The following is a 22,664-nucleotide window of genomic DNA, read 5'->3' as shown; positions in this document are numbered from 1 at the left end:
GGGAACCGGCGGAGAATAGCCGGATAAACCGGGAGAGGTCGGGCGCAGCGCAAACGCTGGACGAAAAAAAGCCCGCTGCTGTGAGCGGGCTTAATCCATATCAGGAGGAGACATGGAGGAGACAGGAACCACTATACACAGCCGCCTGACGCGACGCAACAACTTTTTAAGGGAAAACCCGCAATTTCGTTATTTTGTCGCACGGGAATGCGCAACGCGCCACCAGGGATTCACCGCAGGCCCTAAAAGGGCTGGATAAAGCGTCAGATGGCAGCGGAATCGGCGGCAATGACAGCGCAAGATCCGGCGCGCCGCAGTCGATGCGCGACGGTACAGTGAGGGCATGCAGAGAGGCACCTCAAGGAGTCGTGAGATGAGCGCCGTCCAGAATCTGAAAGCCCAGGTGAAAGATCCGATGAAACCCGCGATGCAATCCACCCAGCCCGCCGCGCCGCGGAGCGAATGGTCGACCGATGCCGCGCGCTGGCAGGCCGTCACCGCACGCGACGCCCGTGCCGACGGCGCGTTTTTCTACGCCGTGCGCACGACCGGCGTGTTCTGCCGTCCGTCCTGCGCGTCGAGGCTGCCGCGCCGCGAGAACGTCGAATTTTTCGCCGACCCGGACGCCGCGCGCGCCGCGGGCTACCGCGATTGCAAGCGCTGCCGCCCCGGCGGCTTGCCGCGCGAACTGGAGATCGTGCGCCGCGCCTGCGCGGCCCTCGACGCCGACCCGCAGCAGCACCTCACGCTCGCGCAACTGGGCGACGCGGTGCATCTGAGCCCGTTTCACCTGCAACGCCTCTTCAAACGCATGCTGGGCGTCTCGCCGCGCCAGTACCAGGCGGCGCGGCGCGGCGCCGTGCTGCGCGACGCGCTGGGCGAGGGCGCCGACGTCACCCGCGCCAGCGCCGACGCGGGCTTCGGCTCGTCGTCGCGGCTCTATCACAGCGTGCCGGGCGAACTCGGCATGGCGCCTTCCACGTATCGCCGCAAGGGCGCGGGCCTGACGATCCGCTATGCCGCCGCGCCCACGCCGCTCGGCTTCGTGCTGATCGCGGCCACGGGCAAGGGCATCTGCCGGATCGCGTTCGGCGACGACGCCCAAGCGCTTACCGCCGCGCTCGCCACGGATTTCGCAAACGCGAACTGCGTCGAGGATCAGGCCGCCGTCGCGCCGTTCGTCGCGCAGATCGACGCCTATCTGCACGGCCGCCGCGAGCGTTTCGACCTGCCGCTAGACATCGCCCCCACGGCGTTCCAGCAGCGCGTCTGGGACGCGCTCCAGCGCATTCCCTACGGCGAAACGCGTAGTTATTCGCAGATTGCCGAGACGCTCGGTGCGCCGCGCGCGGTGCGCGCCGTCGCGAGCGCCTGCGCGTCGAACCCTGTGGCGCTGGCGATTCCGTGCCATCGCGTCGTGCAAAAGGGCGGCTCACTCGCCGGTTATCGCTGGGGGCTGGAGCGCAAGGCGGCGTTGATCGACGCCGAGTCGCGCGCGGGCGAGATCCGCGCGGACGCCGCGCCCAACGCCAACGCCAGCGTCAGCGTCACGCAGCCAGGCAAGCCCGCCCGAACCACGCCGAACCGCGCCAACACGCCGGAGACCGCCGCTTGAGCGCCATCGCCCCGCAAACCCGACAGCAACCCGAACAACCGCCAACACAGAGCGCCACGCTCGAACTGCCGTTCCGCGCGCCCTACGACTGGCCGCGCGTGCTGCGCTTCTTCGGCGGCCGCGCGACGCCGGGCGTCGAGGCCGTGGAAGACGGCGCATGGCTGCGCGCCATCGACTTCAACGGCGCGAGCGGCACGCTCGCCGTGCGCCGCCACGCCCGCAAGCATTGTCTCGTCGTGCAGATCGACGGCGCCGTCAGCGCGCACGCCGCCGCACTCGCCGCGCCGCTCTCGCGCATGTTCGACCTGCACGCCGATCCCGCCACGATCGCCGCGCATCTGCGCACCGATCCGTGGCTGGCGCCGCTCGTCGCCGCGGCGCCGGGGCTACGCGTGCCTGGCGCATGGTCGGGGTTCGAGCTGGTGGTGCGTGCGATCGTCGGCCAGCAGGTCAGCGTGAAAGCGGCGACCACGATCGTCGGGCGGCTCGTCGAGCGCGTGGGCGAACCGATCGAAGGGCATCCGCACGCGCGTACCGCGTGGCGCTTTCCGAAGCCCGCCGCGCTCGCCGCCGCCGATCTCGCGGGCATCGGCATGCCTGGCAAGCGCGTGGCGGCATTGCAGGGCTTCGCGCAAGCCGTGGCGAGCGGCGCGGTGGTGATCGAACGCGGCTACGACGCGACGCGCCCGCCCGCCACACGTCAAAGCAGACGAATCGAGGCCGTCGAGCCGGCGGCCGGGAACATCGAAGACCTCGACGCCATGCGCGCCGCGCTGCTCGCGTTGCCGGGCATCGGCCCGTGGACCGTCGAATACGTCGCGATGCGTGCGTGGCGCGACGCGAACGCGTGGCCCGCCACCGATCTCGTGCTCATGCAGGCCATCGCGTCGCGCGATCCCGCACTCGTACGCGCGACGCAACAGCGCACGCGCACCGACGCCTGGCGCCCCTGGCGCGCGTACGCGGCCATGCACTTGTGGAACGAAATCGCCGACCGCGCGGGCGCGGCGCGCGGCGGCTGAGGCCGGGCGCGGCGAACCCGGCAAAGCCGCGCGCGAGCAGGGCGAAACCCCGCCCGAGGTAGCCCCAAGCAGGTCTTCCGGCGAGATGTTAAAGTGCCCGCTACCGAAAAGAATCCCGGCCGGCGAGCGCGCGCAGCACCGCACCGCCGGCCCGAGCCCGACTTGCCTCAATGTCAGACACGACCTCTACACGCACGAACGACGTTCTCGCACAGCGCCTTTCCGTGCTGGGCGACGGGCCACATCGCGACGCGCTCACGCGCGGTCTGCGCGGCATCGAAAAAGAAAGCCTGCGCGTGACGCGCGACGGCCGTCTCGCCATGACGCCGCATGCGCCGGCGCTCGGCTCGGCGCTCACGCATCCGTCGCTCACGACCGACTATTCGGAAGCGTTGATCGAGATCATCACGCCCGCCGAGCAGGACGCGTCCATCACGCTCGAAAAGCTCGACGAACTGCATCGCTACGTCTATGCCGTGCTCGCACGCGACGGCGAACTGCTCTGGAACGAGTCGATGCCGGGCCTGCTTCCGGCGGCCGACGACGATATTCCCATCGCACGCTACGGCAGCTCGAACATCGGGCGGCTGAAGTACGTGTACCGCATGGGCCTCGCGCTGCGTTACGGGCGCACGATGCAGTGCATCGCGGGCATCCACTACAACTATTCGCTTAGCGAAGACGTGTGGCGCGTGCTGCACGCGCATCATCAGTCCACGGCCACGCTCACCGACTACCAGTCGGAGCGCTACCTCGCGCTGATCCGCAATTTCCGCCGCACGAACTGGCTGCTGATGTACCTGTTCGGTGCGTCGCCCGCGCTCGATGCGCGCTTCCTGCGCGGCCACGAACACAAGCTCGAAGCCTTCGACGCCGACACGCTATATCTGCCGTATGCCACGAGCCTGCGCATGAGCGACCTCGGCTACTCGAACACGACGGGGCAGTCCGCGTTGCGCGCCGACTACGACACGCTGGCCGGCTATCTCGACGCGCTCGCGCAGGCCGTGAGCCAGCCCTATCCGCCCTACGAGGCAATCGGCACGCATCGCGACGGCGAGTGGGTGCAGATCAACACGAACGTGTTGCAGATCGAAAACGAGTTCTATTCGACGATCCGCCCCAAGCGCGTGACGCATCCGGGCGAGCGGCCCTTGCATGCGCTCGCGGCACGCGGCGTGCAGTACGTCGAAGTGCGCTGCATGGACATCGACCCGTTCGAGCCCATCGGCATCTCGCTCGAAACCGCACGTTTTCTCGACGCCTACCTGCTGGCCTGCGCGCTCGACGAAAGCCCCTTCCTACCCGAAGACGCCTACGCCGAATCGAATGCGAACTTCGGCCTGGTGACCAAAGAAGGGCGCCGTCCCGGCCTCACGCTCGCGCGCGACGGCCAGGACGTGCCGCTGCGCGACTGGGCCGAAGAGTTGTTCGAAAAGATCGGACGCGCGGCAGCCACGCTCGACGCGGCGCGCGGCGGCGACGAGCACATGCGCTCGTTCGCGGCGCAGCGCGCGAAGCTTGACGACCCCTCGCTCACGCCTTCGGCGCGCGTGCTGCAAACGATGCGCGATGCGAAGCAGTCCTTCCTTCAATTCGCACTCGCGCAAAGCGAGCGTCACGCGGCGCAATTCCTCGCGCACCCGCTCGACGCCGCGACCACGGCGCAATTCGAAGCGCTCGCTCGCGACTCGCTCGACGAACAGGCGCAACTCGAACGCAACGAAGTCGGCTCGTTCGACGCTTTCGTCGCCGCCTACCGCGCCTACACGCTCAATCGCTTCAGCGTTTGAGCGAGGCGCCGCCGCGGCGGCGCGCGCGTCCTTCTCCACCTCGTTTGCCCCAGGCACCGCATTTGCTCGCAACACCCGTGCGCAAATGCGGTCCAACAGGGTAGCAGGCGCCACGTTGCCGGGCGCGCGAATGGGCTGGCAGCAACGGGCTCGCAGCCGTGGGCCAGCGCCAACCTCACCGGGCGAACGACGCTGTGAACATCAAAAAAAACGCACGGGCCGCGTGAGGCGGCTCACTCTGGGAGGAACCCACGCGATGAAACGAATTCTTGCGATCCTGCTGTGCGCGACGGCTGCGGCCTGCGCCTCGCACGGCCAGGTCAACCCCGACGTCATGCAGATCGCGACCGCGCCGCTCACCTGCTCGAACAAGACCGAATGCGATCTCTGGTGGAAACGTGCCGAGGACTGGGTGCGCAGTCATTCGAAGTACGAAGTGCAGACCGTGACCGACACGCTGATCCAGACGTCGGGCCCGGGCGGCGGCAGACGCCTGCTCGCCTATGAAATCACGAAGGCCGCCAACAGCGACGGCACGGCCACCATCGGCTTCGCGGCGCACTGCGACAGCTCGCTCGGCTGCAAGCCCAACCCGTGGTCGGCGGGCGCGGCGTTCAAGCAGTTCGTGCGCACCGGCGTCGACGCGCCGCTGCCCGACGACACCACCACCGGCTCGGGTGGCGACACGGCCGGGGTGAGCGGCGCGGCCGTCGCCGAGCCCGCTTCCAGCGCGCATTGATCGGTGCCGGACACGTTGGCCGTGCGTGGTTCGCGGCCAACGCCAGCGGCTGACATTACGGATTTCGAATCATGTCGATTGCCGATTTAGGCATTGTCTGATTGAGGGAGGGAACGGGGTGCCCGTATTGTGGCCTCGCTACGGCCGGCGTGTTGCGGGCCGTCACCCCGTCACCAACAACTCGAATCGACAATGAAACTGCGACTCCTGTCCGCCAGTGCCATGGCCGCTGCAATCGTCGTGGCCGCCGGCTGCACCACCGCCTCGGGCCCCACCTACAACCTCGACGTCGTCACGCTCGCGAATGGCACACAGGCGTACCGCGTGCAGTGTCTCGGCGTATTCGAAAGCTCCAAGACCTGTATGGCCAAGGTCAACGAGGTTTGCGGCGACAAGACGCCGCTGCGCGTCTCGTCGGTGGATCGCGCCGCTTCCGGGTTCACGCCCAAAGACGACCCGCGTGAAATCACGTTCATCTGCCAGACGCCGCAGGCACCGGCCCCCGCGCCTGTCGTCCAGCCGCCGCCTCCGCCGCCGGCCGCCGTTCAGCCGCGCACGATCACGCTGAACGCGGACGCCAACTTCGCGTTCGACAAGGCCGATCTCCTGCCGGGCGGCAAGCAGACGCTCGACAAGTTCATTCAGGAAAGCGACGGCGTGAACATCGGCACGGTCGCGATCAGCGGCTACACCGACTCGGTCGGTTCGAAGGCGTACAACGACCGCCTCTCGCTGCGCCGCGCCCAGACCGTGCGCAGCTACCTCCAGTCGCACGGCCTGCACGCCGGCCAGTACGAAGTGAACGGCTACGGCTTCTCGAATCCGGTCGCGCCGAACACCACGCCTGAAGGCCGCGCGAAAAACCGCCGCGTCGAGATCGAAACGAGCGGCATCACGCAACGCCAGTAACGCTGCACCCGACCTTGCGCGCCCCCCGCGCGCAAGGTCTTTCGCGGGACCGTCAATGACCCATTGCCGGTCCCGCGCCTTTTTTCGGCTTGGTCACCCACACCAGCACGGCCAGCACCACGAACATCGCGCAGGAAATGCGGAAGAAGTCGTTGGTGGCCATCATGTAGCCCTGTGTCGTCACGACATCGTTGAGCTTCGCGGTCAGGCTCTGGCCCGCATACCCCAGGTTCTTGAGCGCGTCCTGGTAGGCAATCGTGTTCTGCGAATACGGGCTGACCGACTCCGAAAGCACGGCATGGTGATAGATCGCCGCGTCTTCCCAGAACGTCGTGCTCGCGGCGGTGCCAATTGCGCCTGACAGCGTGCGCAAAAAGTTCGAAAGGCCCGAGGCGCTCGCAAGACGCTCGTCGGAAATGCTCGACAGCGTAATGGTGGTCATCGGCACGAAGAAGCAGGCCACGCCTATGCCCTGCACGAGTCGCGGCAGGATCACGTGGTCGAACGGCACGTCGAGCGTGAACGTGGAGTTCCAGAGCGAGACGAGCGCGAACACCACGAAAGCGAAGCTCGCGACCATGCGCAAATCGAGCCTGTGCATGTTGCGGCCGATGAGCGGCGAGAGCACGAGCGCAAGCAAACCCACGGGCGCGGTGGCGAGACCCGCGAGCCCGGCCGTGTAGCCCATCACCGTTTGCAGCCAGAGCGGGAAAATCACCACCGAGCCGAAGAAGGCCATGAAGCCGAACGAGATGATCATCGCGCCGAGTGCGAAATTGCGATCGCGAAAGAGCGAAAGGTCGACTACAGGGTCTTTCTCCGTGGCCTCCCACGCGAGCATGAACGCGAGCGCCACCACCGCGACGATGGCGAGCGTGACGATGAACTTCGAATTGAACCAGTCACGGTCCTTGCCGAGGTCGAGCACCATTTGCAGGCACGACACCCCGATCACGAGCAGCGCGAGGCCCACGGCGTCGATGCGCTGCTTCGTCGTTTTCGTTTCGCGCCCGCGCAAAAGCAGATATGCGCAGACGCCCGAGAAGAGACCGATCGGCACGTTGATGTAGAAGATCCACGGCCATGTGTAGTTGTCGGTGATCCAGCCGCCCATGACCGGCCCGAAAATCGGCGCGACGATCACGGTCATCGCCCACAGCCCGAGCGCGAGGCCGCGTTTGGCAGGGGGATAGGAGCGCATGAGGATGGTCTGCGAGAGCGGCACCATCGGCCCGGACACGAGGCCCTGCACGAGGCGGAACGCGATGAGCGTCTCGAAGTTCGTGGCGAACCCGCACAAGGCCGAAGCCACCGTGAAGAGCAGCACCGACAGGGTGAAGAGGCGCACTTCGCCCACCCGGCGCGCCAGCCAGCCGGTGAGCGGCACGGCAATCGCGGAGGCGACCGAGTATGACGAGATGACCCACGTGCCTTCGCTGTTGGCCACGCCCAGGTTGCCCGAGATGGTCGGCACGGCCACGTTCGCGATCGAGGTATCGAGCACCTCCATGAAGGTGCCGAGGGCGAGCCCGACGGTGAGGAGCGCCAGTGTCGCGCCGGAAAACGGCGCGGGTTCGGCCCGCGCGGGCACCGTGGTGGAAGCGTTCATATTCCGTTTCCTTGTTCGGGCAGTCCGTTGCCGCTGCAAGAAAGCGCCTGCGTGCACCGGCCTGCCATTTCGTGTCCGTGCATTTTCTGCCCAGACAGTGATTTATCCGAAGTGCGGCCCGTGCTGCGCCGCCGCGTTGCGCGATGTTTTTTAGCCGCCGTCTTCCACCGGCCCGCAAAGAGGCGTGTTCAAGCCATCGTTTGCGATGAAGCGCTGCAACAAATGCACGAGCGTCGTGACTTCCTCGGGCGCGAAACCGCGCAACTGCTCGGTCATCACCGCCGCGATCAGATCGGGCAATTGCTGCGCTGCGTCGCGGCCCTGGTCGGTGAGCGCGAGTTCCACCACACGTCGGTCCGACTGGCTGCGCTGACGCACGAGAAAGCCTTTCTTCTCCAGGCGATCGAGCATGCGCGTCATGGAACCCGTGTCGTACGACAGCACCCGCGACATCTCATTGGGCGTGCGGGCGCGCTCGTACCACAGCAGCAGGATCACGCCGATTTGCGACGATGTGAGCCCGAGCGGCGCGACCGCGCGGTCCATCCGGCCGGCCAGCACGTTGCGCGCGGTCGAAAGGAAATAGCCGAGACTCGGCTCGACGCCAACCTTGGCCGGTACGAAAAGGTCGTCGCTCATGACAGTTCGCTATCTTGCATCTCGAAAACGGGCGAATTATAGCGGCTTGTTTCGCTGCTCAGGCAGATAAATCAATCGACGGTCGGCGAACACGGAGACTGCGACGATCGGCGCGAAAAAACAACAGATCGGTTGATGCGGTGCAAAGTATGTTGTGATTTGATTGCATAGTCAATATTATGACTGGCAAGCACTTATATGCTTCAGCTTTCACTCTCATTTCACGCTCGCACCATGCTTTACTTCATCAACGCGCTTGGCGGCCTTGGCCGCTCCGTCACCGGCACCGCCCGTCTCGCCTTCGCGAAGGCCGGCGCGTCGTCGCGCTGGCGCAAGCTCGCGTTGTATGCGGCCATGTTTGCGTTGCCGGGCGGCTCGCTCGCCGTGGTCGCCATGGAGTTGGTGCGGCGGCGCCGCGCGCGCCAGGCATCGGCGTCGGCCACGGGTGCCGTCGCACCCGCCGCGGCGGCGGCCGCAACGTTGGCGCCTGCGTGCGGCGGCGGCCAGCTCGCATGCCGCGCGCAAAAGCGCCGTCGTAACGACGCGTAACCTGCGCGTCCCGCGCCGTAACACTCACCCAGCCTTCCAACGCGTAAGCTTGCGGATTCCGCGCAGTGCGTAACGCGTGCGCTACCATTGCCGCAACGCGACAAACCCGTGCGCGCCGGGCCTGACGGCGCGGCAGCGCGCCGCCCGGCCGGCCGCCGAACCCGGCGCCGGTCGCATCGACAGGAATCCTTGCATGCCTTGCCGTTTCGTCAGCCCCGGCGTCGCCGCCGGGCCCGTGGCGCGCCGCGCGCCCTCGCTCGCCATGCTGTGCACCGCCACCGCGCTCACGTTCCAGCTGGCCGGCTGCGCCGTCGGCCCTGACTATCACCGTCCCGCCGCCGCTGTGCCGGCTTCCTACAAGGAAGCGCCCGAGGGCTGGAAGGTCGCGCAACCTGCCGATACCGCCGACCGGGGCGAGTGGTGGCGCATTTACGACGATGCGCCGCTCAACGCGTTGATGGACCAGCTCAACGCGAACAACCAGACCGTCGCCCAGTACGCCGCCGCCTACCGGCAGGCGCGCGCGCTCGTGGGCGAGGCCCGCGCGGCGTATTTCCCCGTGATCAGCGGGTCGTTCTCGGGCACGCGCTCGCACACGCCCACGCGCGTGTCCAACTCGAGCGGCGGACTCTCGAGCGGCGGGATCACGAACAACGTCAACCTGGGTCTCGACGCGACCTGGGAACCCGACCTGTGGGGCAAGGTGAGCCGCACGGTGAGCTCGCAGGAAGCGGGGCAGCAGGGCGCCGCAGCCGATCTCGCGAACGCGCGTCTGTCGGCCCAGGCCACACTCGCGCAGACCTACTTCACGCTGCGCTCGCTCGACGCACAACAGAAGCTGCTCGACGACACGGTGCTCGCCTACCAGAAGTCGCTTCAGCTCACACAGAACCAGTACGCGCAGGGCGTGGCGGGCCGCGCCGACGTGATCCAGGCGCAAACGCAACTGCAATCGGCCCAGGCCTCGGCCATCGACAACGGCGTGGCGCGCGCCCAGGACGAGCACGCGATCGCCGTGCTGGTCGGCCAGCCCGCCTCCACGTTCTCGATTCCGCCAACGCCGCTCACCGCCACGCCGCCCACGGTGCCGCTCGCGATGCCTTCGGCGCTGCTCGAGCGACGGCCCGACATCGCCTCGGCGGAGCGCAAGGCCGCGGCCGCCAACGAGCAGATCGGCGTCGCCATCGCGGCGTTCTTCCCGACGCTCACGCTTTCCGCGAGCGGCGGCTTCGAAAGTTCGGTGATGTCGCAGCTTCTGCAAATGCCTTCGCGCTTCTGGACGCTCGGGCCCTCGCTTGCCGGCACGATCTTCGACGCCGGACTGCGCAAGGCGCAGACCGAGGCCGCGCGCGCCGCCTACGACCAGCAGGTGGCCACTTACCGGCAAACCGTGCTGGCCGCGTTCCAGGACGTCGAGGACAACCTCGCTTCGCAGCGCATCCTCGGCCAGGAAGTCGTCGTGCAGCAGCAGGCGGTGGACTCGGCGCAGCATGCGCTCGCGATCGTGACGAACGAGTACAAGGCTGGCACAACCGATTTCCAGAACGTGCTCTCCGCGCAGGCCACGGCGTTTACGGCGCAGCAAAAGCTCGTGAGCATCGGCGGGCAGCGGATGGTGTCGTCGGTGGGACTCGTGAAGGCGCTGGGCGGCGGCTGGGACGCCACGCAGATGGACCGCGAAACCGGCGACGTGGCCGCCCCCGAACCCGCGTCGGCGACGCTTGCCGGTTCCGCGCCGACCGTGGCCGACTCACAGGCTGATTCACAGGCCAAACCACAGCCGCAGTGACGCAAAAACGCAAAAGGGCGCGCGCGCCTAGTGCATGAACGTCAGCGCGACGGTTCCCGGCGAAACCGGCCGGCCCAGCAGGTTGAGGAGGCCGGCCAGGTTGTCACGCTGCTCGGGCGTCGCGCTCGCCGTGCCCTGAAACGACGCCGACGCGCGCGAGAACGTGCCGTGACCGTCGAGCAGCAGCGGTCCCTTGAGCGTCGAGAGATCGAGCGTCGACGAGGCGCCCTGCGCCTGAAGCACCACCTGATACGAACCGAGCGGCTTCACGAGCGACACGCGCGAACTCATGTCCGTGAGCGAGACGCTCAGGCGGCCGAACGCGTCGGCGCCGAAGGTGCGCCACGGGCTCCACGCGAGCTTGACCTTGCCGTCCAGATCGAGCGTGTTGAAAGGCGCGCCCAGGCCCGCGAGCAGCGAAGCCGGCACCGCGATGGCGCCCGCGCTCACGTTCGCGCCGCGCAGTGTCGCGTCGAGCGTCACCGCGTCGGGCATCGCTTCGGTCTGGAGCAGTTCCATGCGCACGCGCGCGATGAAAAGCGGCCAGAACGCCGTGCGCCAGACAATGCGCCCCGGCAGCAGCGTCGCGCCGCTGGCGTCGCGCCCGGCGGAAAGCATCAGCGTGGCGGAGCCATGCCAGAGCGAACCCTCCGGATCGACGAGATTCACGTGGCCTTGGGTCGCGCGCGCGAACTGCGGCGCAATCCAGGCCGCGGGCAGGCGGGCGAGCAGCACGAAGCCGCTCGATAGCAGGCCCACCAGCAGCCAGGGCAACGCGGCGCGCACGCGCCGCATCCAGTAAGTCATGCGTTATTCCTCGCGGCGTGTTTCAGCGCATCTCAGTGCGCGTTCGCCGGTTGCAGCGAGGCCGTCAGGTCGACCTGGCCATCGGCCTTCAGCGCGGTGAAGTGCGCCTCGACCACCTGCACCTTGAATTGCTTGCGCACGTCGTCGAGCCATGCGGTCCACGCCGGAAACGACGCGTTCTTCATCTGCACCTGCACCGTCGTGCCGATCAGCTGCACCTGCGCGCCCCCGAGCGCGTGATCGGCAAGCGACGCCGTGAGCGCATCCTTGAGCGCCTGGCCGCCCGGCGCCACGCTCGCCGCCGCCCCCGCAAGCGCGCGCGCCTCGTCGGCCTGTGCCGTCATCTGCGCAAGCTCGCGCTGCATGCCGGGCAAGCTTTCACGCAGATGCGCACGGCCGTCGGCGGCCGGCTGCCAAAGCACCGACCAGCCGATCGCCACGGCCAGCACCGCGCCGCCCCAGGTGAGGAGTGTCTTTTCGCGCGGCGTGCGCGCTTCCCAGAAGGTCGTCCAGGCCTCGGCCAATGCGCCGCTCGTTGTCGTTGTCTTCACGATGCGCTCCTGATGGTCCATTTGCCCGTGCTGGCGTCCGCCGTGCCCGCGAGGCCGTTGCCCGCGAGGCGTTTGGCGAGATCGGGGTCGACATTGACGCCGGGTTTGAAGGTGACTTCCAGACGGCGGTCGTGATAGTCGAGCGCCGCGATGCCGTTGGCGGGCACCGGGCCGAGCGAGCGCGCAAGGCCGTCGGAAAGCGCGAGGAAGTCGTCGGGCGAAGGCTCGCCCGCCGCCAGGCGCAACTGCTGGAGCTGGCGCGACATCTGGCCCGCGGGGTCGAGCACCACGGTGGTCTTGGGGAACGCGTTGAGAAGCAGCTCGGTCATCTGCGCGCTCATGGCGTCGCGCTGGCGCGCCATCATGAGCCACTGCACGTTCGCGCCCACCACGGCCACCACGAGCGACGCCGACACGAGCGCGATCGGCACCCGCAGGCGGCGCAGCGTGGCGCGATCGAGCCGCCACGGCTGCGAGGCGAACTCGAACTGGCAAAGATCGAAGCGGCACGCCAGCGCGCGGCGCGCGAGCGCCTCGAAGGTGAGCGTTTGCGCGCCCGGCAGCACGGCGGCCAGCGACGCACGCGCGGCTGCGCTGGTCGGCTCGCCCGGCAGGTTGGTCAACACGTAGCCCGAGACCGCCGCCGCGCCGGCGAGCGCCGAGACGGTCGCGGCGACGCTCGCGGCCGGCACCGCGAAGCCGTCGGCCAGCGCGCCGCGCACGATCGCGAGTTCGAGCGCGCTTTCGGAGGTGGCGGCAGCCGGCTCCGGTGCGCCGCCCGGCAGGAGAGCCGGCGCGGTGGCGATGACGTGGCCGAGCACGCACGCCGTCACCGGCGCGAGCGCGGGCGTGTCCGTCGCCGCGGCGTCGGCAGTGCGCGTGGCGTTGGCATCGCCGGCGGTTTCGGTCGGCTCGGCCGCCGCCGCGGGCTCCGGTGCTTGCGCCACAGGCAGACAGCGCGCCACCGGCACCGCGCGCAGGTTGCGATGCCCCGCGCCGGCGAAGCCTTCCACGAGAAAGCGGAACCAGCCGCGATCGATGGCCGCGACGACCTGGCGTCCGTCGGGCAGGCGCTGGGGATCGAGCGCCAGATGGCAGGTCTGCGGGTCCTGGATCAGATGATCCTCGACCACGTTCGGCAGCGCCTGGCGCAGGCGCGGCCCCTTGAGCGGCGGCACCACGGCGGCGAGCGTGAGCAGGTCGCGCGCGGCGATCAGCAGGATCGTGGCCGAAGCCTTCGGCAGCAGCCCGAGGGCCGCGCGGCCCGCGCGCTGCGTGTTGCCCGCCTTGTCGAACAGCACGAACGGCAATTCTGGTAGCTGCCATTCCTGCGAGTGAACCGCCGGGTCGCGGGGCGGCATGAGAACGATCAGCGTGCTCAAACGCACCTCTTTTTGATGTGGATCGGGGACGGGTTCATGGTTCGTCGCGAACGCGCACGATGCGCGTCGTATGGGTAAGCGGGTCGCGCCAGACGAGCGTCGTGCGGTCCACCTCGGCGCGCTCGTGCTGCACGCGCCCATGCACCAGAAAATAGCTCGTGTTGACGTCCAGCTGCGTCGTATCGATGGAAACCTGCTTCACGCCCACCGCTTCGAGCGCGAGCTGCACGTCGCCCACATTGCGGAAAAACACGTTCTGGCGGTGGGCGACGAGCGCCTGCGCGCTCGAAAGACTCATGCCCGTCACGACGGAGGCGATCACCTCGGCGCTCGCCGTGTTCATGTTCACGGGTGTGACGGTCGGCAGCACGGTTACGAACGGGCGCAGCCGCGCGACGGCTTCGGGCGTGAAGCCGGGCACGTCGAGCAGCGCGTCCACGCTCGTCATCATGAGCGGCGCGACCGCGCTGTTATTGTCCGCGTCGGCAAGGCCTGGGTTGTTGGTGAAGTTGCTGCCGCCGGTCGAACCGCCGCCCGCGAGCTGCTGCGTGCTGCTGCTCGTCGTGGTGGTTTGCGTCTGGAAGCGCGTGGCCGAGTAGGCGAGGCCCGAGCGCAGGTACACGGCGGTGTTCTTCGCGAGCTGCTGATCGATGCCGAGTATCTGCAAGAGGCGCGCGAACGCCTCGATTTCCGTGAGGTTCAGTTGCAACGCGCCAGGCGCGCTCGTCGCGACGAGATCGCGCAGATTGAAACGCGCCTGGGCGTCTTCGATCGAGCCCGAGAGCCAGGTGTCCGCGCCTTCTTCGGCACGCACCTCGCCAATCTGGCCGAGAAAGTCGGACAGACGCGTTTTCGCGAGCGGCACGCCCCACGCGCCGCCGAGATAGGTGATGCCCGCCGCCGTATCCGCCTCGGAGCGCAGCACGAGGCGCGTCCAGTCGAGCGAAGCGCGCGCGATCCATTGCGCCTGGGCCAGCAGACGCTGGTTCTCGATGCGGCGCAGTTGCACCTGCTGACGCCACAACATGCCGGAGACGAGAATCGCCGAAAGCGCCACCACGAGCAGCGCGCTGATGATGGCCGCGCCGCGCCGCGTGCGTGACGAGCGCTTGCCGGAGGATCGTTGCGCGCGCACCCTTATTCCCCCACCATGAACACGCGGGTCACGGGCCGCTCGAACGAATGCGAGCCGACGCTCACCTGCACGCCCGTCACCGCACGCGGCAACGGCGCGTTGCCGAGCTGCGGCACCTTGAGGCCTTCGTTGTTGCCGTTCACCTGCGAGCGCACGTCGCCCATGTTCGAGGTCCAGCCGGTCTTCGGCACGTAGAGGCGCGCGTTGATGACGTCCACGCCGCCCATCATCGGCAGCGCGCTCCAGTTGCCGCTTTCGCCGCCGCGCAGCGCGCGCCGCAGTTCGCCGAGATTGGCGAGTGGGGGCGACGCATAGCGCACCACCTGGCCGCCCGTCACGCGATAACGCACCACCTGGAGCCGCGGCGCCGCGCCAGGCGGCACCGCGAATGCGCGCACGATCTGGAGCGCGCCGCCGTCGAGCGAAATGGCGAGCCCGCCCGCTTCGTCGTCGGAGGCGGCCGCGCGCGCGTCGAAGCGCATCTGGTCGAACATCTGCGCGAACACGCGCTCTTCGGCCATCGACCGCGTGATGGTCTCGCGCCCGCGCACGATCGCGTCGAGCCCGCGCCACGAGAGCAACGCCACGACGGCCATGATGGCGATCGCGACGAGCAGCTCGATCAGCGTGAAACCACCCGCCGATGAGGCGCCGCGCACGCGGTCACAACGAGCGGTTCGTCTCATTGGCGAGCACCGTGACGAGTTGCGCGAGATTGCCCGCGCGGCCTGGCGTCGCGACCGACACCTCCACGCGGCGAAAAACCGGATTGGGCGTGGCCGTGACGTGCTGCGTGCACGTGAGATGCAGATTGCCCTGCGAGCAGTCGAACCGCTGCTCGCCGACATCGGGCCACGCATGCGCGAGACGCAACTGGGCAAGCGCGTTGTCGGCGCTCCATCCCGCAAGCAGGCGGTCATGCAGATCCGCTTCGCTCGCGGCGAGACTGCCCACGGCGCGCAGCGAAGCGGCAAGCGCGATCGCGATGATTGCGAGCGCAACGAGCACTTCGATCATCGTGAAGCCGCGCGCGCGGCGCGCGCCCATGGTGCGCACGGAGCGCTTTTCCCTGCGCTTCGAAGCGAGCATCTCAGCGCACCTCGAAGCGGCCGGTGCCGGTGCCGACAATCGTCGCGCGGCCCGCCGCCGAGAAAAGCGTCACCTGCACCGGCACATCCACCGCTTCGGTGCCGAACACGAGCCGGTTCGCATGCATGTCGTCATCGGCGCCGGGGTAGGAGATCGCAACGCCGGTCACACCGCCTTCCCAATGACGCGCGCCGAGCAGATCGTCGCGCAGCGGGCGCCAGCCGTCCTCGGTTCGCACATCGAAGCGATACCCGCCCGCGAGCGGCTGCCACGCAATGGGTCGCGCACGCACCTGCGCCTCGTCGCCCGCCGACTCGAACAGCAGCGCGAGACGCTGCGCTTCCTCGTTCAGATCGGTGCGCGGATTGCGCGAGAGCGTGAGCGAAGCCAGCGAAATGAGGATCCCCGCGATCAGCAACACCACGAGCATTTCGAGCAGCGTAAAGCCCGCCGTGCGCGAGCGGGCGCTCACGCGTGCATATCGGCGGTCCCGGCAAGGGGAAGGGCGGCGCGGTGGCATGGATGCTGACGGATGAATGACGGCCAGGAATTACTGCCAGGATCCCACGTCGGCGTCGTTGCCTTCGCCGCCCGGTTTGCCGTCGGCGCCGTAGCTGAACACATCGATCTCGCCGTGTACGCCGGGGTTCAGGTACTGGTACGCACTGCCCCACGGGTCGTTCGGCAGGCGTTCGAGATAGCCGCCGTCTTTCCAGTTGTTCGGCACGGGGTCGGTGGTCGGCTTTTGTACAAGCGCCTGCAATCCCTGATCCTGGGTCGGATAGCGGCCGTTGTCGAGGCGGTAGAGCTTCATCGCCTGCATGATCGTGCCGATGTCCTGGCGCGCGGCGACGCGACGCGCTTCGTCGGGACGACTCATGATCTTCGGCACGATCAGCGCGGCGAGAATGCCGAGGATCGCGATCACGACCATGATTTCGATGAGCGTGAAACCGCGTTGGCGGCGCGCGCGCATCCCTTCGATTTCGGCACGGCGTTTGGCCCACATGGACATGAGTGACTTCCTCCCTCGCTAGATTGGGTTGCGGCGCACGCCTGTGCGCCGCGCTTTCGTTGCGCCCGCGTTGCGGCCTGCCCGATGCTTCCGGCCCGGTCGTCGCGCGCGTGACGGGTCATTGTAATGTCACACGATGACGCCTTTCCGACGCCTTGCGGGCATCGCAAACGCGCACATCAAAAATTTCATAAACCTTCGTACAATGAGCGCATGAACCCACTGCAAATCCGCCTTCTTTCCCTCGCCGCGTTTGCGGTGTTCTGCGCCACGGCCACGTGGTGGGCGATCACGCTCGCCACGAGCCGCGGGGCACCCGTGCAGGCCGCCGCCGCCCACGCGCCGGTGTCGCTCGACCAGGCCGCCACGCTCTTTGGCGGCAAGCTCGAACGCAACCCCGTGCAGGACATTCACCTGTTCGGCATCCTCGCGCTTTCGCGGGGCGCCGCGGCTATCCTGAGCGTGGGCGGCGAGCCGCCCAAGGCCGTTTCGCTGGGCGGCCCGGTCGACCAGAACGCCACGCTCGCGGAAGTGCGTCCCCGCTCGATCGTCATCGACCGCCACGGCGTGCACTCCGAAATTTTCCTGCCGCCCAACGCAGCCGGTCCCACCATCTACATGCGCTGAACTCGCGCATCGCCTCGTGCCGTTCGGATCCCTTACTGCACGAGGTTGTTCAACTCGATGATCGGCAGCATCACCGCTAGCACGATCACGAGCACCACGCCCCCCATCGCCAGGATCAGGAGCGGCTCCAGCAGGCTCGTGAGGAACATCGTGCGGCGCTCGAGCTCGCGCGCTTCGCCTTCGGCCGCGCGGTCGAGCATGGTCGTCACGTCGCCGGTCGCCTCGCCCGAGCGGATCAGGTGCACGAGCACGGGCGGAAACGTCTTCGTATTGCCGAGCGCGCGAGAGAGCGACGTGCCTTCGCGCACGCGCACAATGGCTTCGTCGATGTTCGTGCGCATTGCCTTGTTCGAGAGCGTTTCGCCCGCCGCCTGCAACGCGCGCAGGATCGGCACGCCCGCCGCGCTCAGAATGCCGAGCGTGCTCGCGAAACGCACCGTGTTGTAGCCGCGCACGAGCTTGCCCGCGAGCGGGGCGCCCAGCATCCAGCGGTCGAACGCGAGACGGGGCCCGGGCCGGCGCAAGGTCGCGCGCACGATCCACACGAGCACGGCCACGACGATCAGCACCGCCCACCACCATTGCCGCACGAACGCCGAGAGCGCCATCATCATGATGGTGAGAAACGGCAGTTGCTGCTTGGTGCTCGCGAACACGTTCACGACCTGCGGCACCACATAGCTCAGCAGGAACGTGACGATGCCGAACGCGATGATCGTGACGATCGTCGGGTACGTGAAGGCGAGCACGATCTTCTGCTTGAGCGCGTTGCGTTGCTCGATGTAGTCGGCCAGACGCGAGAGCACGATGCCGAGCTTGCCGGTATGCTCGCCCGCCGCCACGAGCGCGCGATAGATATCGGGGAAGTCGCGCGGATGCTGCTCAAGCGCGCTCGCGAGCGAATGGCCGCCCAGCACCTCGGCGCGAATCGCGGCCATCAGTTCCCGGATGTAGTCGCGCTCGGCCTGCTCGGTGAGCACGGCGAGCGCTTCGCCGAGCGGCAGGCCCGCCACCAGCAGGCTCGCGAGCTGGCGCGTGAGAATGGCCTGCTCGCGCTGCGAGAGCTTGCGCCCGAGCGCGAGCCGCTGCGCTCGCGCGCCGCGCGTGCGGCTCGCGGCCGGTTCGACCACGAGCGGCGTAAGACCCTGGCCGCGCAACTGCGCGCGCGCGCCGCGTGCGCTGTCGGCGTCGAGCACGCCTTTTTGCGCCTTGCCTGTGGCGTCGATGGCTTCGAAGCGAAATGCCGGCATCTTGCTGATCGCCCTCGCTTATTGGCAGTCCGTCGGGTGAGGCATCATGCGCCACCCGTCACGCGCAGCACTTCTTCGAGCGATGTCCGGCCCGCGTCGACCCATCGATCGCCGTCTTCGCGCAGCGTGCGCATGCCTTGCGCGCGACCGGCTTCGAAGATTTCCGCGTCGGCCGCGTTGCGATGGATGAGCGCGCGAATCGGCTCGTCGATGAGCAGCAGCTCGTACACGCCGCGCCGCCCCGAGTAGCCCGAATGCCCGCAACGATCGCACCCCACCGGATGCCAGCGCTTCCTGCCGTCGTCTTCCACGCGCTCTTCCTTGCACACGGGGCAGAGCTGGCGCACGAGGCGCTGCGCGAGGACGCCAAGCAGCGACGAAGCGAGCAGATACGGCTCGACGCCCATGTCGGTCAGACGCGTCACGGCCGAGGCGGCGTCGTTGGTGTGCAGCGTCGCGAGCACGAGGTGGCCCGTGAGCGAGGCCTGCACGGCGATCTGCGCGGTTTCGAGGTCGCGGATTTCACCGATCATGATGATGTCCGGGTCCTGACGCAGGATCGAGCGCAGCGCGCGCGCGAACGTCATGCCGATGCGCTCGTTCACCTGGGTCTGGCCGATGCCCGAGAGGTCGTACTCGATCGGGTCTTCCACGGTCATGATGTTGGTCGTGGCCGTTTCGAGCCGCGACATCGACGCATAGAGCGTGGTCGTCTTGCCCGAGCCCGTCGGGCCCGTCACGAGCACGATGCCGTGCGGCTTCGCGATCAACTGGTCGAACTTGCCGAGCGTGTCGCCGGCCATGCCGAGCGCTTCGAGGTTCAGGCGCTGCGCGTCTTTTTCCAGCAGACGCAGCACCGCGCGCTCGCCGTGGCCCGTGGGCAGCGTGGAAACGCGCACGTCCACTGGCCGCCCGCCCACGCGCAGCGTGATGCGGCCGTCCTGCGGCAGGCGTTTCTCGGCGATGTCGAGCTGCGCCATGATCTTGATACGCGAGATGAGCGCGCCGTGCAGCGCCTTCTTCGGGCGCACGACGTCGCGCAGCGTGCCGTCCACGCGAAAGCGCACCACCGAGGCATTCTCGAACGGCTCGATGTGAATGTCCGATGCCTGCTCGCGCGCGGCCTGCGTGAGGAGCGCGTTGATCATCCGGATGATCGGCGCGTCGTCTTCGGACTCCAGCAGGTCTTCCACCTCGGGAATGTCCTGCATGAGGCGCGAGAGATCGACTTCGCCTTCCACTTCGCCCACCACCTGCGCCGCGCTGCCGTCCTGGCGCGCATACGCCTGGTTGATGGCCTGCGCGAGTTCGTCGGCGGGCACGCGCACGAGCGCGAACGCGCCGAAGTTGCGCGCGACCTCGGCGATGGCGGCCTGCGACGTGCGCTCGCTGATCCACACTTCGAGGCCGTCGGCGCGCTGCTGAGCGACGAGAATCTGGCCGCTCTTCGCGAAGCCGTACGGCACGAGGCGAGCGGCGAGCGGCGAGGGCGGCTCGCGCTGCGCGTCGTCCGCGGCCGCCGGGGGCGAAGGCACGCCCGGCGCGTGAGGCGTGCTCACGGCTGCACCCTCTGCGTGCTCGTGGCCGGCTGCTGCACCGGCGTTGTTTGCGCCGGATCGGCCGGTTGCATCTGCGTGGCGTTCGCGGGGCTCGTGGGTGAAACGGGTGCGGCGGGCGCCACGCCCAACGCCTGCTGACGCCGCATCTGGTCGAGGTCGAACAGGTTGAGCGGCGAACCGCCCTGGCTCGGGCCGAGCGGCATCGGCGGCACGACCGGGTCGTCCTTGTCCTTGATCAGGTTGTTGTCGGAACGGTAAGCGCCCGTCACGCCCTGGATATAGTCGTAGCGGTTCGACGTCACCGCTTGCGCCGTATCGCGGTCGTTGATGATCACCGGCCGCAGGAACACCATCAGGTTGGTTTTCTGGCGGGTCTTGTTTTCCGAGCGGAACAACTGCCCGAGCCACGGGATGTCACCCAGCAGCGGCACCTTGCTGTTGCTGACCTGATAGTTGTCCTGCATCAGGCCGCCCAGCACGATGATCTCGCCGTTGTCGGCCAGCACGGTCGACTGGATCGAACGCTTGGTGAAGTCGGGGCCGGCCGGATTGGTCGACACGTTGGTCGTGCCGTTCACGATGGCCGAATCTTCCGTGTAAAGCTGGAGCTTCAGGATGCCGCCGTCGGTGATCTGCGGCTTGATGTGCAGCGTCAAGCCGACGTCCACGCGATCGTAGGTGTTGAACGCCGAGCTCGCCGTGCTGCTCGTGAGATTCGAATACGAGCCCGTCTGGATCGGCACGTTCGTACCCACGACGATCTTCGCTTCCTGATTGTCGAGCGTGATCAGGTTCGGCGTGGAGAGCACGTTGGCGTCGGCCGTTTGCGAGAGCGCCTGGAGCAGCGCGCCGAGCCCTTGCACACCGAAGATGTTGTGGAGCCAGCCGACATTCAGGCCTTGCTGGAGGGTCTGCGACGAGAGCGCGCTTGCGAGGCCGCCGGTACTGGCCGCCGCCGCCGCTGCCGCCGTCACGTTGATGATGCTGTTGCCGCCGCCGGTGTACAGATTGGTGCCCGCGTACACATTGCCGTTCGCGACCTGCCACTGAATGCCGAGATTGGCGTTCGTATTCGAATTCAGTTCGACGATCAGCGCTTCGATATAGACCTGCGCGCGTCGCGCGTCGAGCTGGTCGATCACGGCGCGCAGGTTGCGGTACACCGCATCGGGCGCCGTGATGATGAGCGAGTTGGTGGGCGCGTCGGCCTGGATCATGCCGCCCGCGCTGGTGTCGTCGCCCTTGTCCTTGTCGCCGCCCAGGAACGGCGCGTCGTTGTTGCTGCCCGACGACGAACCGCCCGACAGCGAACTGCCCGACGACGAGCTGCCGCCAAGCGAGTTGGGCAACGGCGGCGTGCCGGACGTGCCCGTCGACGTGCCGCTGCCGCTGCTGTTGCCGCTCTGATTGAAACCGTTCGCGTTGCCGGACGACGAGGACGACGAATCGTTGCTGCCTTTGCCCAGCATCCCGCGCAGCGTCTTGGCGAGCTGCGTGGCGTCGGCGTTGCGCAGGCGCACGACGTGCATGTTGCCGGGCATGCTGGTCGGGCCGTCGAGCTGCTTCGCGAGCTGCGCCGCGGCCGCGAGGCGCTGCGAGTTCGAGGCGCGCAGCATCAGCGAATTGGTGCGCGGATCGGCGACCACCGAAACCTTGAGCGACGGGTCCGAGGCGCCAATCGCGCCCGGATCGAGCATCTTCGAGATTTGCGGCGCGATGTCGAGCGCGTTGGCGTTGCGCAGCGGCACCACCTGCACCTGCTGACCGACGGCCGAGTCCACGCCCGCGATAATCGAGGCGATGCGGCGCACGTTGTCCGCGTAATCGGTGACGATGAGCGTGTTATTGCCCGGATAGGCGGCAATCGTGTTGTTCGGCGAGATGAGCGGGCGCAGCACCGGCAGCAGGTTGTTGGCCGATTCGTGCTTGAGCGTAAACACCTGGGTCACCACCTGGTCGCCGCGCGCGGTGGGCGCGTTGCCGACGTAGGTGGGCACGCCCTGGAGCTTGGCGTCGGCCTCGGGCACGACTTTCAGTACGCCATGGTCCTGCACGAGCGCGAAACCCTGCATGCGCAGCGCCGATTGCAGCGTCTTGAGCGCCTGGTCTTCGGGTACGGGGTTTTCGGAGACGAGATTGAGCTGCCCCTTCACGCGCGGATCGACGATGATCGTTTTGCCGGTAGCGGCGCCAATCGCCTTCGCCACCTGGTCGATGTCGGCGTTGACGAAATTGAGCGTGACCGCTGCGTGCGCGAGCTGCGCCGTAATGAGTCCGCTCACGAGCAGCGCCGTGGCGACGCGGCGCAAAGCCATACGATTTCTTCTCATGGATGTCATATCGAAGCCGGCGGCAGACGCGCGCGGCCATTCGTACTCGACGTACGGCCAGAAGGCCGCTTCGCCTGTGCTTTTTCGACCGGTTCCGGCGCCGGTTCTCCTCTACCCGGACGTCCGTTGGTCAACAAAAGATGGAACAGTAGCAGCTTTTCGTGTCGAAATTGTCACAAAAAAGGAACCACCGGGGAATTCTTCTAATCCCTGAGCCGCGGCTCGCTTCGCTCACAAGCTATTTGTAAGCATTCG

General features: G+C 67.7%; 21 protein-coding genes. 8 read left to right on the top strand and 13 right to left on the bottom strand.

All coding sequences use genetic code 11. The features are described 5' to 3' along the window. Positions 1–427: 427 nt before the first annotated feature. The 5 genes from ada (at position 428) to C7402_RS01130 (ending at position 6,078) form a co-directional block, all read left to right on the top strand. Entirely contained in the window at positions 428–1,615 is a 1,188-nt protein-coding gene (gene ada / locus C7402_RS01150) for a bifunctional DNA-binding transcriptional regulator/O6-methylguanine-DNA methyltransferase Ada (RefSeq protein ID WP_116609659.1), read from the top strand. 5 nt (positions 1,616–1,620) lie between these two features. After that, positions 1,621–2,637, top strand: coding sequence for a DNA-3-methyladenine glycosylase family protein (locus C7402_RS01145; RefSeq protein WP_116609658.1), 1,017 nt, complete (start codon positions 1,621–1,623; stop codon positions 2,635–2,637). Between the two features lie 170 nt (positions 2,638–2,807). Further along, positions 2,808–4,430, top strand: coding sequence for a glutamate--cysteine ligase (gene gshA, locus C7402_RS01140; protein ID WP_116609375.1), 1,623 nt, complete (start codon positions 2,808–2,810; stop codon positions 4,428–4,430). A gap of 256 nt (positions 4,431–4,686) precedes the next feature. Beyond that, entirely contained in the window at positions 4,687–5,169 is a 483-nt protein-coding gene (locus C7402_RS01135; protein ID WP_116609374.1) for a hypothetical protein, read from the top strand. A 192-nt stretch (positions 5,170–5,361) separates the two neighbouring features. Then, positions 5,362–6,078, top strand: coding sequence for an OmpA family protein (locus C7402_RS01130; RefSeq protein WP_116609373.1), 717 nt, complete (start codon positions 5,362–5,364; stop codon positions 6,076–6,078). 52 nt (positions 6,079–6,130) lie between these two features. Here the strand turns inward: C7402_RS01130 and C7402_RS01125 are convergent, their stop codons facing one another. Together C7402_RS01125 and C7402_RS01120 are read right to left on the bottom strand one after the other, a co-directional pair. Further along, positions 6,131–7,687 carry a DHA2 family efflux MFS transporter permease subunit gene (locus C7402_RS01125; protein WP_112170001.1) on the bottom strand — a complete coding sequence of 519 codons (1,557 nt, stop codon included), beginning with the start codon at positions 7,685–7,687 and terminating at the stop codon, positions 6,131–6,133. Between the two features lie 150 nt (positions 7,688–7,837). Further along, on the bottom strand, positions 7,838–8,326 hold the full coding sequence (locus C7402_RS01120) for a MarR family winged helix-turn-helix transcriptional regulator (protein ID WP_116609372.1): 489 nt from the start codon (positions 8,324–8,326) through the stop codon (positions 7,838–7,840). A gap of 234 nt (positions 8,327–8,560) precedes the next feature. Here C7402_RS01120 and C7402_RS01115 point away from each other — a divergent pair, with 234 nt between their 5' ends. Beyond that, on the top strand, positions 8,561–8,875 hold the full coding sequence (locus tag C7402_RS01115) for a hypothetical protein (RefSeq protein WP_133254401.1): 315 nt from the start codon (positions 8,561–8,563) through the stop codon (positions 8,873–8,875). Positions 8,876–9,137: 262 nt separating this feature from the next. Next, on the top strand, positions 9,138–10,664 hold the full coding sequence (locus C7402_RS01110) for an efflux transporter outer membrane subunit (RefSeq protein WP_116609657.1): 1,527 nt from the start codon (positions 9,138–9,140) through the stop codon (positions 10,662–10,664). Between the two features lie 27 nt (positions 10,665–10,691). Here the strand turns inward: C7402_RS01110 and C7402_RS01105 are convergent, their stop codons facing one another. The 8 genes from C7402_RS01105 to gspG are packed head-to-tail and all read right to left on the bottom strand — an operon-like array spanning position 10,692 to position 16,643. After that, the gene (locus C7402_RS01105) at positions 10,692–11,471 is read right to left on the bottom strand and encodes a type II secretion system protein N (protein ID WP_112169998.1); all 780 of its coding nucleotides are present in this window, start codon (positions 11,469–11,471) and stop codon (positions 10,692–10,694) included. A gap of 32 nt (positions 11,472–11,503) precedes the next feature. Further along, entirely contained in the window at positions 11,504–12,043 is a 540-nt protein-coding gene (locus C7402_RS01100) for a type II secretion system protein M (RefSeq protein WP_116609370.1), read from the bottom strand. Beyond that, a complete protein-coding gene (gene gspL, locus C7402_RS01095; RefSeq protein ID WP_116609369.1) occupies positions 12,019–13,404 on the bottom strand; it encodes a type II secretion system protein GspL in 1,386 nt (461 codons plus the stop codon). The genes C7402_RS01100 and gspL overlap by 25 nt, the downstream gene beginning before the upstream one ends. Positions 13,405–13,438: 34 nt before the next feature. Continuing rightward, on the bottom strand, positions 13,439–14,539 hold the full coding sequence (gspK, locus tag C7402_RS01090) for a type II secretion system minor pseudopilin GspK (RefSeq protein ID WP_165841757.1): 1,101 nt from the start codon (positions 14,537–14,539) through the stop codon (positions 13,439–13,441). A gap of 2 nt (positions 14,540–14,541) precedes the next feature. Further along, a complete protein-coding gene (locus tag C7402_RS01085) occupies positions 14,542–15,225 on the bottom strand; it encodes a PulJ/GspJ family protein (RefSeq protein WP_112169995.1) in 684 nt (227 codons plus the stop codon). After that, complete coding sequence (gspI, locus tag C7402_RS01080; RefSeq protein ID WP_116609368.1) at positions 15,203–15,628, bottom strand: type II secretion system minor pseudopilin GspI; 426 nt, start codon at positions 15,626–15,628, stop codon at positions 15,203–15,205. Before gspI ends, C7402_RS01085 begins: the two co-directional genes overlap by 23 nt. A 1-nt stretch (position 15,629) precedes the next feature. Further along, positions 15,630–16,148, bottom strand: a complete 519-nt coding sequence (locus tag C7402_RS01075; RefSeq protein ID WP_116609367.1) for a GspH/FimT family pseudopilin — start codon at positions 16,146–16,148, stop codon at positions 15,630–15,632. A 30-nt stretch (positions 16,149–16,178) separates the two neighbouring features. Continuing rightward, positions 16,179–16,643, bottom strand: coding sequence for a type II secretion system major pseudopilin GspG (gene gspG / locus C7402_RS01070; protein WP_112169992.1), 465 nt, complete (start codon positions 16,641–16,643; stop codon positions 16,179–16,181). Between the two features lie 213 nt (positions 16,644–16,856). On the opposite strand from gspG, the gene C7402_RS01065 reads away from it, so the two are divergent. Further along, the gene (locus tag C7402_RS01065) at positions 16,857–17,270 is read left to right on the top strand and encodes a type II secretion system protein N (protein WP_116609366.1); all 414 of its coding nucleotides are present in this window, start codon (positions 16,857–16,859) and stop codon (positions 17,268–17,270) included. Positions 17,271–17,302: 32 nt separating this feature from the next. Here the strand turns inward: C7402_RS01065 and gspF are convergent, their stop codons facing one another. Genes gspF through gspD form a run of 3 tightly spaced genes read right to left on the bottom strand, consistent with a single transcriptional unit; the run spans position 17,303 to position 22,394 of the window. Continuing rightward, complete coding sequence (gspF, locus tag C7402_RS01060) at positions 17,303–18,520, bottom strand: type II secretion system inner membrane protein GspF (protein WP_112169990.1); 1,218 nt, start codon at positions 18,518–18,520, stop codon at positions 17,303–17,305. Positions 18,521–18,564: 44 nt separating this feature from the next. After that, on the bottom strand, positions 18,565–20,079 hold the full coding sequence (gene gspE / locus C7402_RS01055) for a type II secretion system ATPase GspE (protein WP_112169989.1): 1,515 nt from the start codon (positions 20,077–20,079) through the stop codon (positions 18,565–18,567). Then, positions 20,076–22,394, bottom strand: coding sequence for a type II secretion system secretin GspD (gene gspD / locus C7402_RS01050; protein ID WP_116609365.1), 2,319 nt, complete (start codon positions 22,392–22,394; stop codon positions 20,076–20,078). The genes gspE and gspD overlap by 4 nt, the downstream gene beginning before the upstream one ends. Positions 22,395–22,664: the final 270 nt, after the last annotated feature.

It is taken from the genome of Paraburkholderia unamae, assembly GCF_003096875.1.
GTDB lineage: Bacteria > Pseudomonadota > Gammaproteobacteria > Burkholderiales > Burkholderiaceae > Paraburkholderia > Paraburkholderia unamae.
This window is presented reverse-complemented; position numbering and strand designations above follow the sequence as displayed.

Excerpts from the sequence above, each read along its gene's own strand:
- C7402_RS01120 (WP_116609372.1), bottom strand. The coding sequence starts at position 8,326 with ATGAGCGACGACCTTTTCGTACCGGCCAAGGTTGGCGTCGAGCCGAGT.
- C7402_RS01100 (WP_116609370.1), bottom strand. The coding sequence starts at position 12,043 with ATGGACCATCAGGAGCGCATCGTGAAGACAACGACAACGAGCGGCGCA.
- C7402_RS01065 (WP_116609366.1), top strand. The coding sequence starts at position 16,857 with ATGAACCCACTGCAAATCCGCCTTCTTTCCCTCGCCGCGTTTGCGGTG.
- ada (WP_116609659.1), top strand. The coding sequence starts at position 428 with ATGCAATCCACCCAGCCCGCCGCGCCGCGGAGCGAATGGTCGACCGAT.
- C7402_RS01110 (WP_116609657.1), top strand. The coding sequence starts at position 9,138 with ATGCTGTGCACCGCCACCGCGCTCACGTTCCAGCTGGCCGGCTGCGCC.
- gspD (WP_116609365.1), bottom strand. The coding sequence starts at position 22,394 with ATGGCTTTGCGCCGCGTCGCCACGGCGCTGCTCGTGAGCGGACTCATT.
- C7402_RS01085 (WP_112169995.1), bottom strand. The coding sequence starts at position 15,225 with ATGAGACGAACCGCTCGTTGTGACCGCGTGCGCGGCGCCTCATCGGCG.
- C7402_RS01105 (WP_112169998.1), bottom strand. The coding sequence starts at position 11,471 with ATGACTTACTGGATGCGGCGCGTGCGCGCCGCGTTGCCCTGGCTGCTG.
- C7402_RS01075 (WP_116609367.1), bottom strand. The coding sequence starts at position 16,148 with ATGCCACCGCGCCGCCCTTCCCCTTGCCGGGACCGCCGATATGCACGC.
- gspF (WP_112169990.1), bottom strand. The coding sequence starts at position 18,520 with ATGCCGGCATTTCGCTTCGAAGCCATCGACGCCACAGGCAAGGCGCAA.
- C7402_RS01135 (WP_116609374.1), top strand. The coding sequence starts at position 4,687 with ATGAAACGAATTCTTGCGATCCTGCTGTGCGCGACGGCTGCGGCCTGC.
- C7402_RS01115 (WP_133254401.1), top strand. The coding sequence starts at position 8,561 with ATGCTTTACTTCATCAACGCGCTTGGCGGCCTTGGCCGCTCCGTCACC.
- gspG (WP_112169992.1), bottom strand. The coding sequence starts at position 16,643 with ATGTCCATGTGGGCCAAACGCCGTGCCGAAATCGAAGGGATGCGCGCG.
- gshA (WP_116609375.1), top strand. The coding sequence starts at position 2,808 with ATGTCAGACACGACCTCTACACGCACGAACGACGTTCTCGCACAGCGC.
- gspI (WP_116609368.1), bottom strand. The coding sequence starts at position 15,628 with ATGCTCGCTTCGAAGCGCAGGGAAAAGCGCTCCGTGCGCACCATGGGC.
- C7402_RS01130 (WP_116609373.1), top strand. The coding sequence starts at position 5,362 with ATGAAACTGCGACTCCTGTCCGCCAGTGCCATGGCCGCTGCAATCGTC.
- C7402_RS01125 (WP_112170001.1), bottom strand. The coding sequence starts at position 7,687 with ATGAACGCTTCCACCACGGTGCCCGCGCGGGCCGAACCCGCGCCGTTT.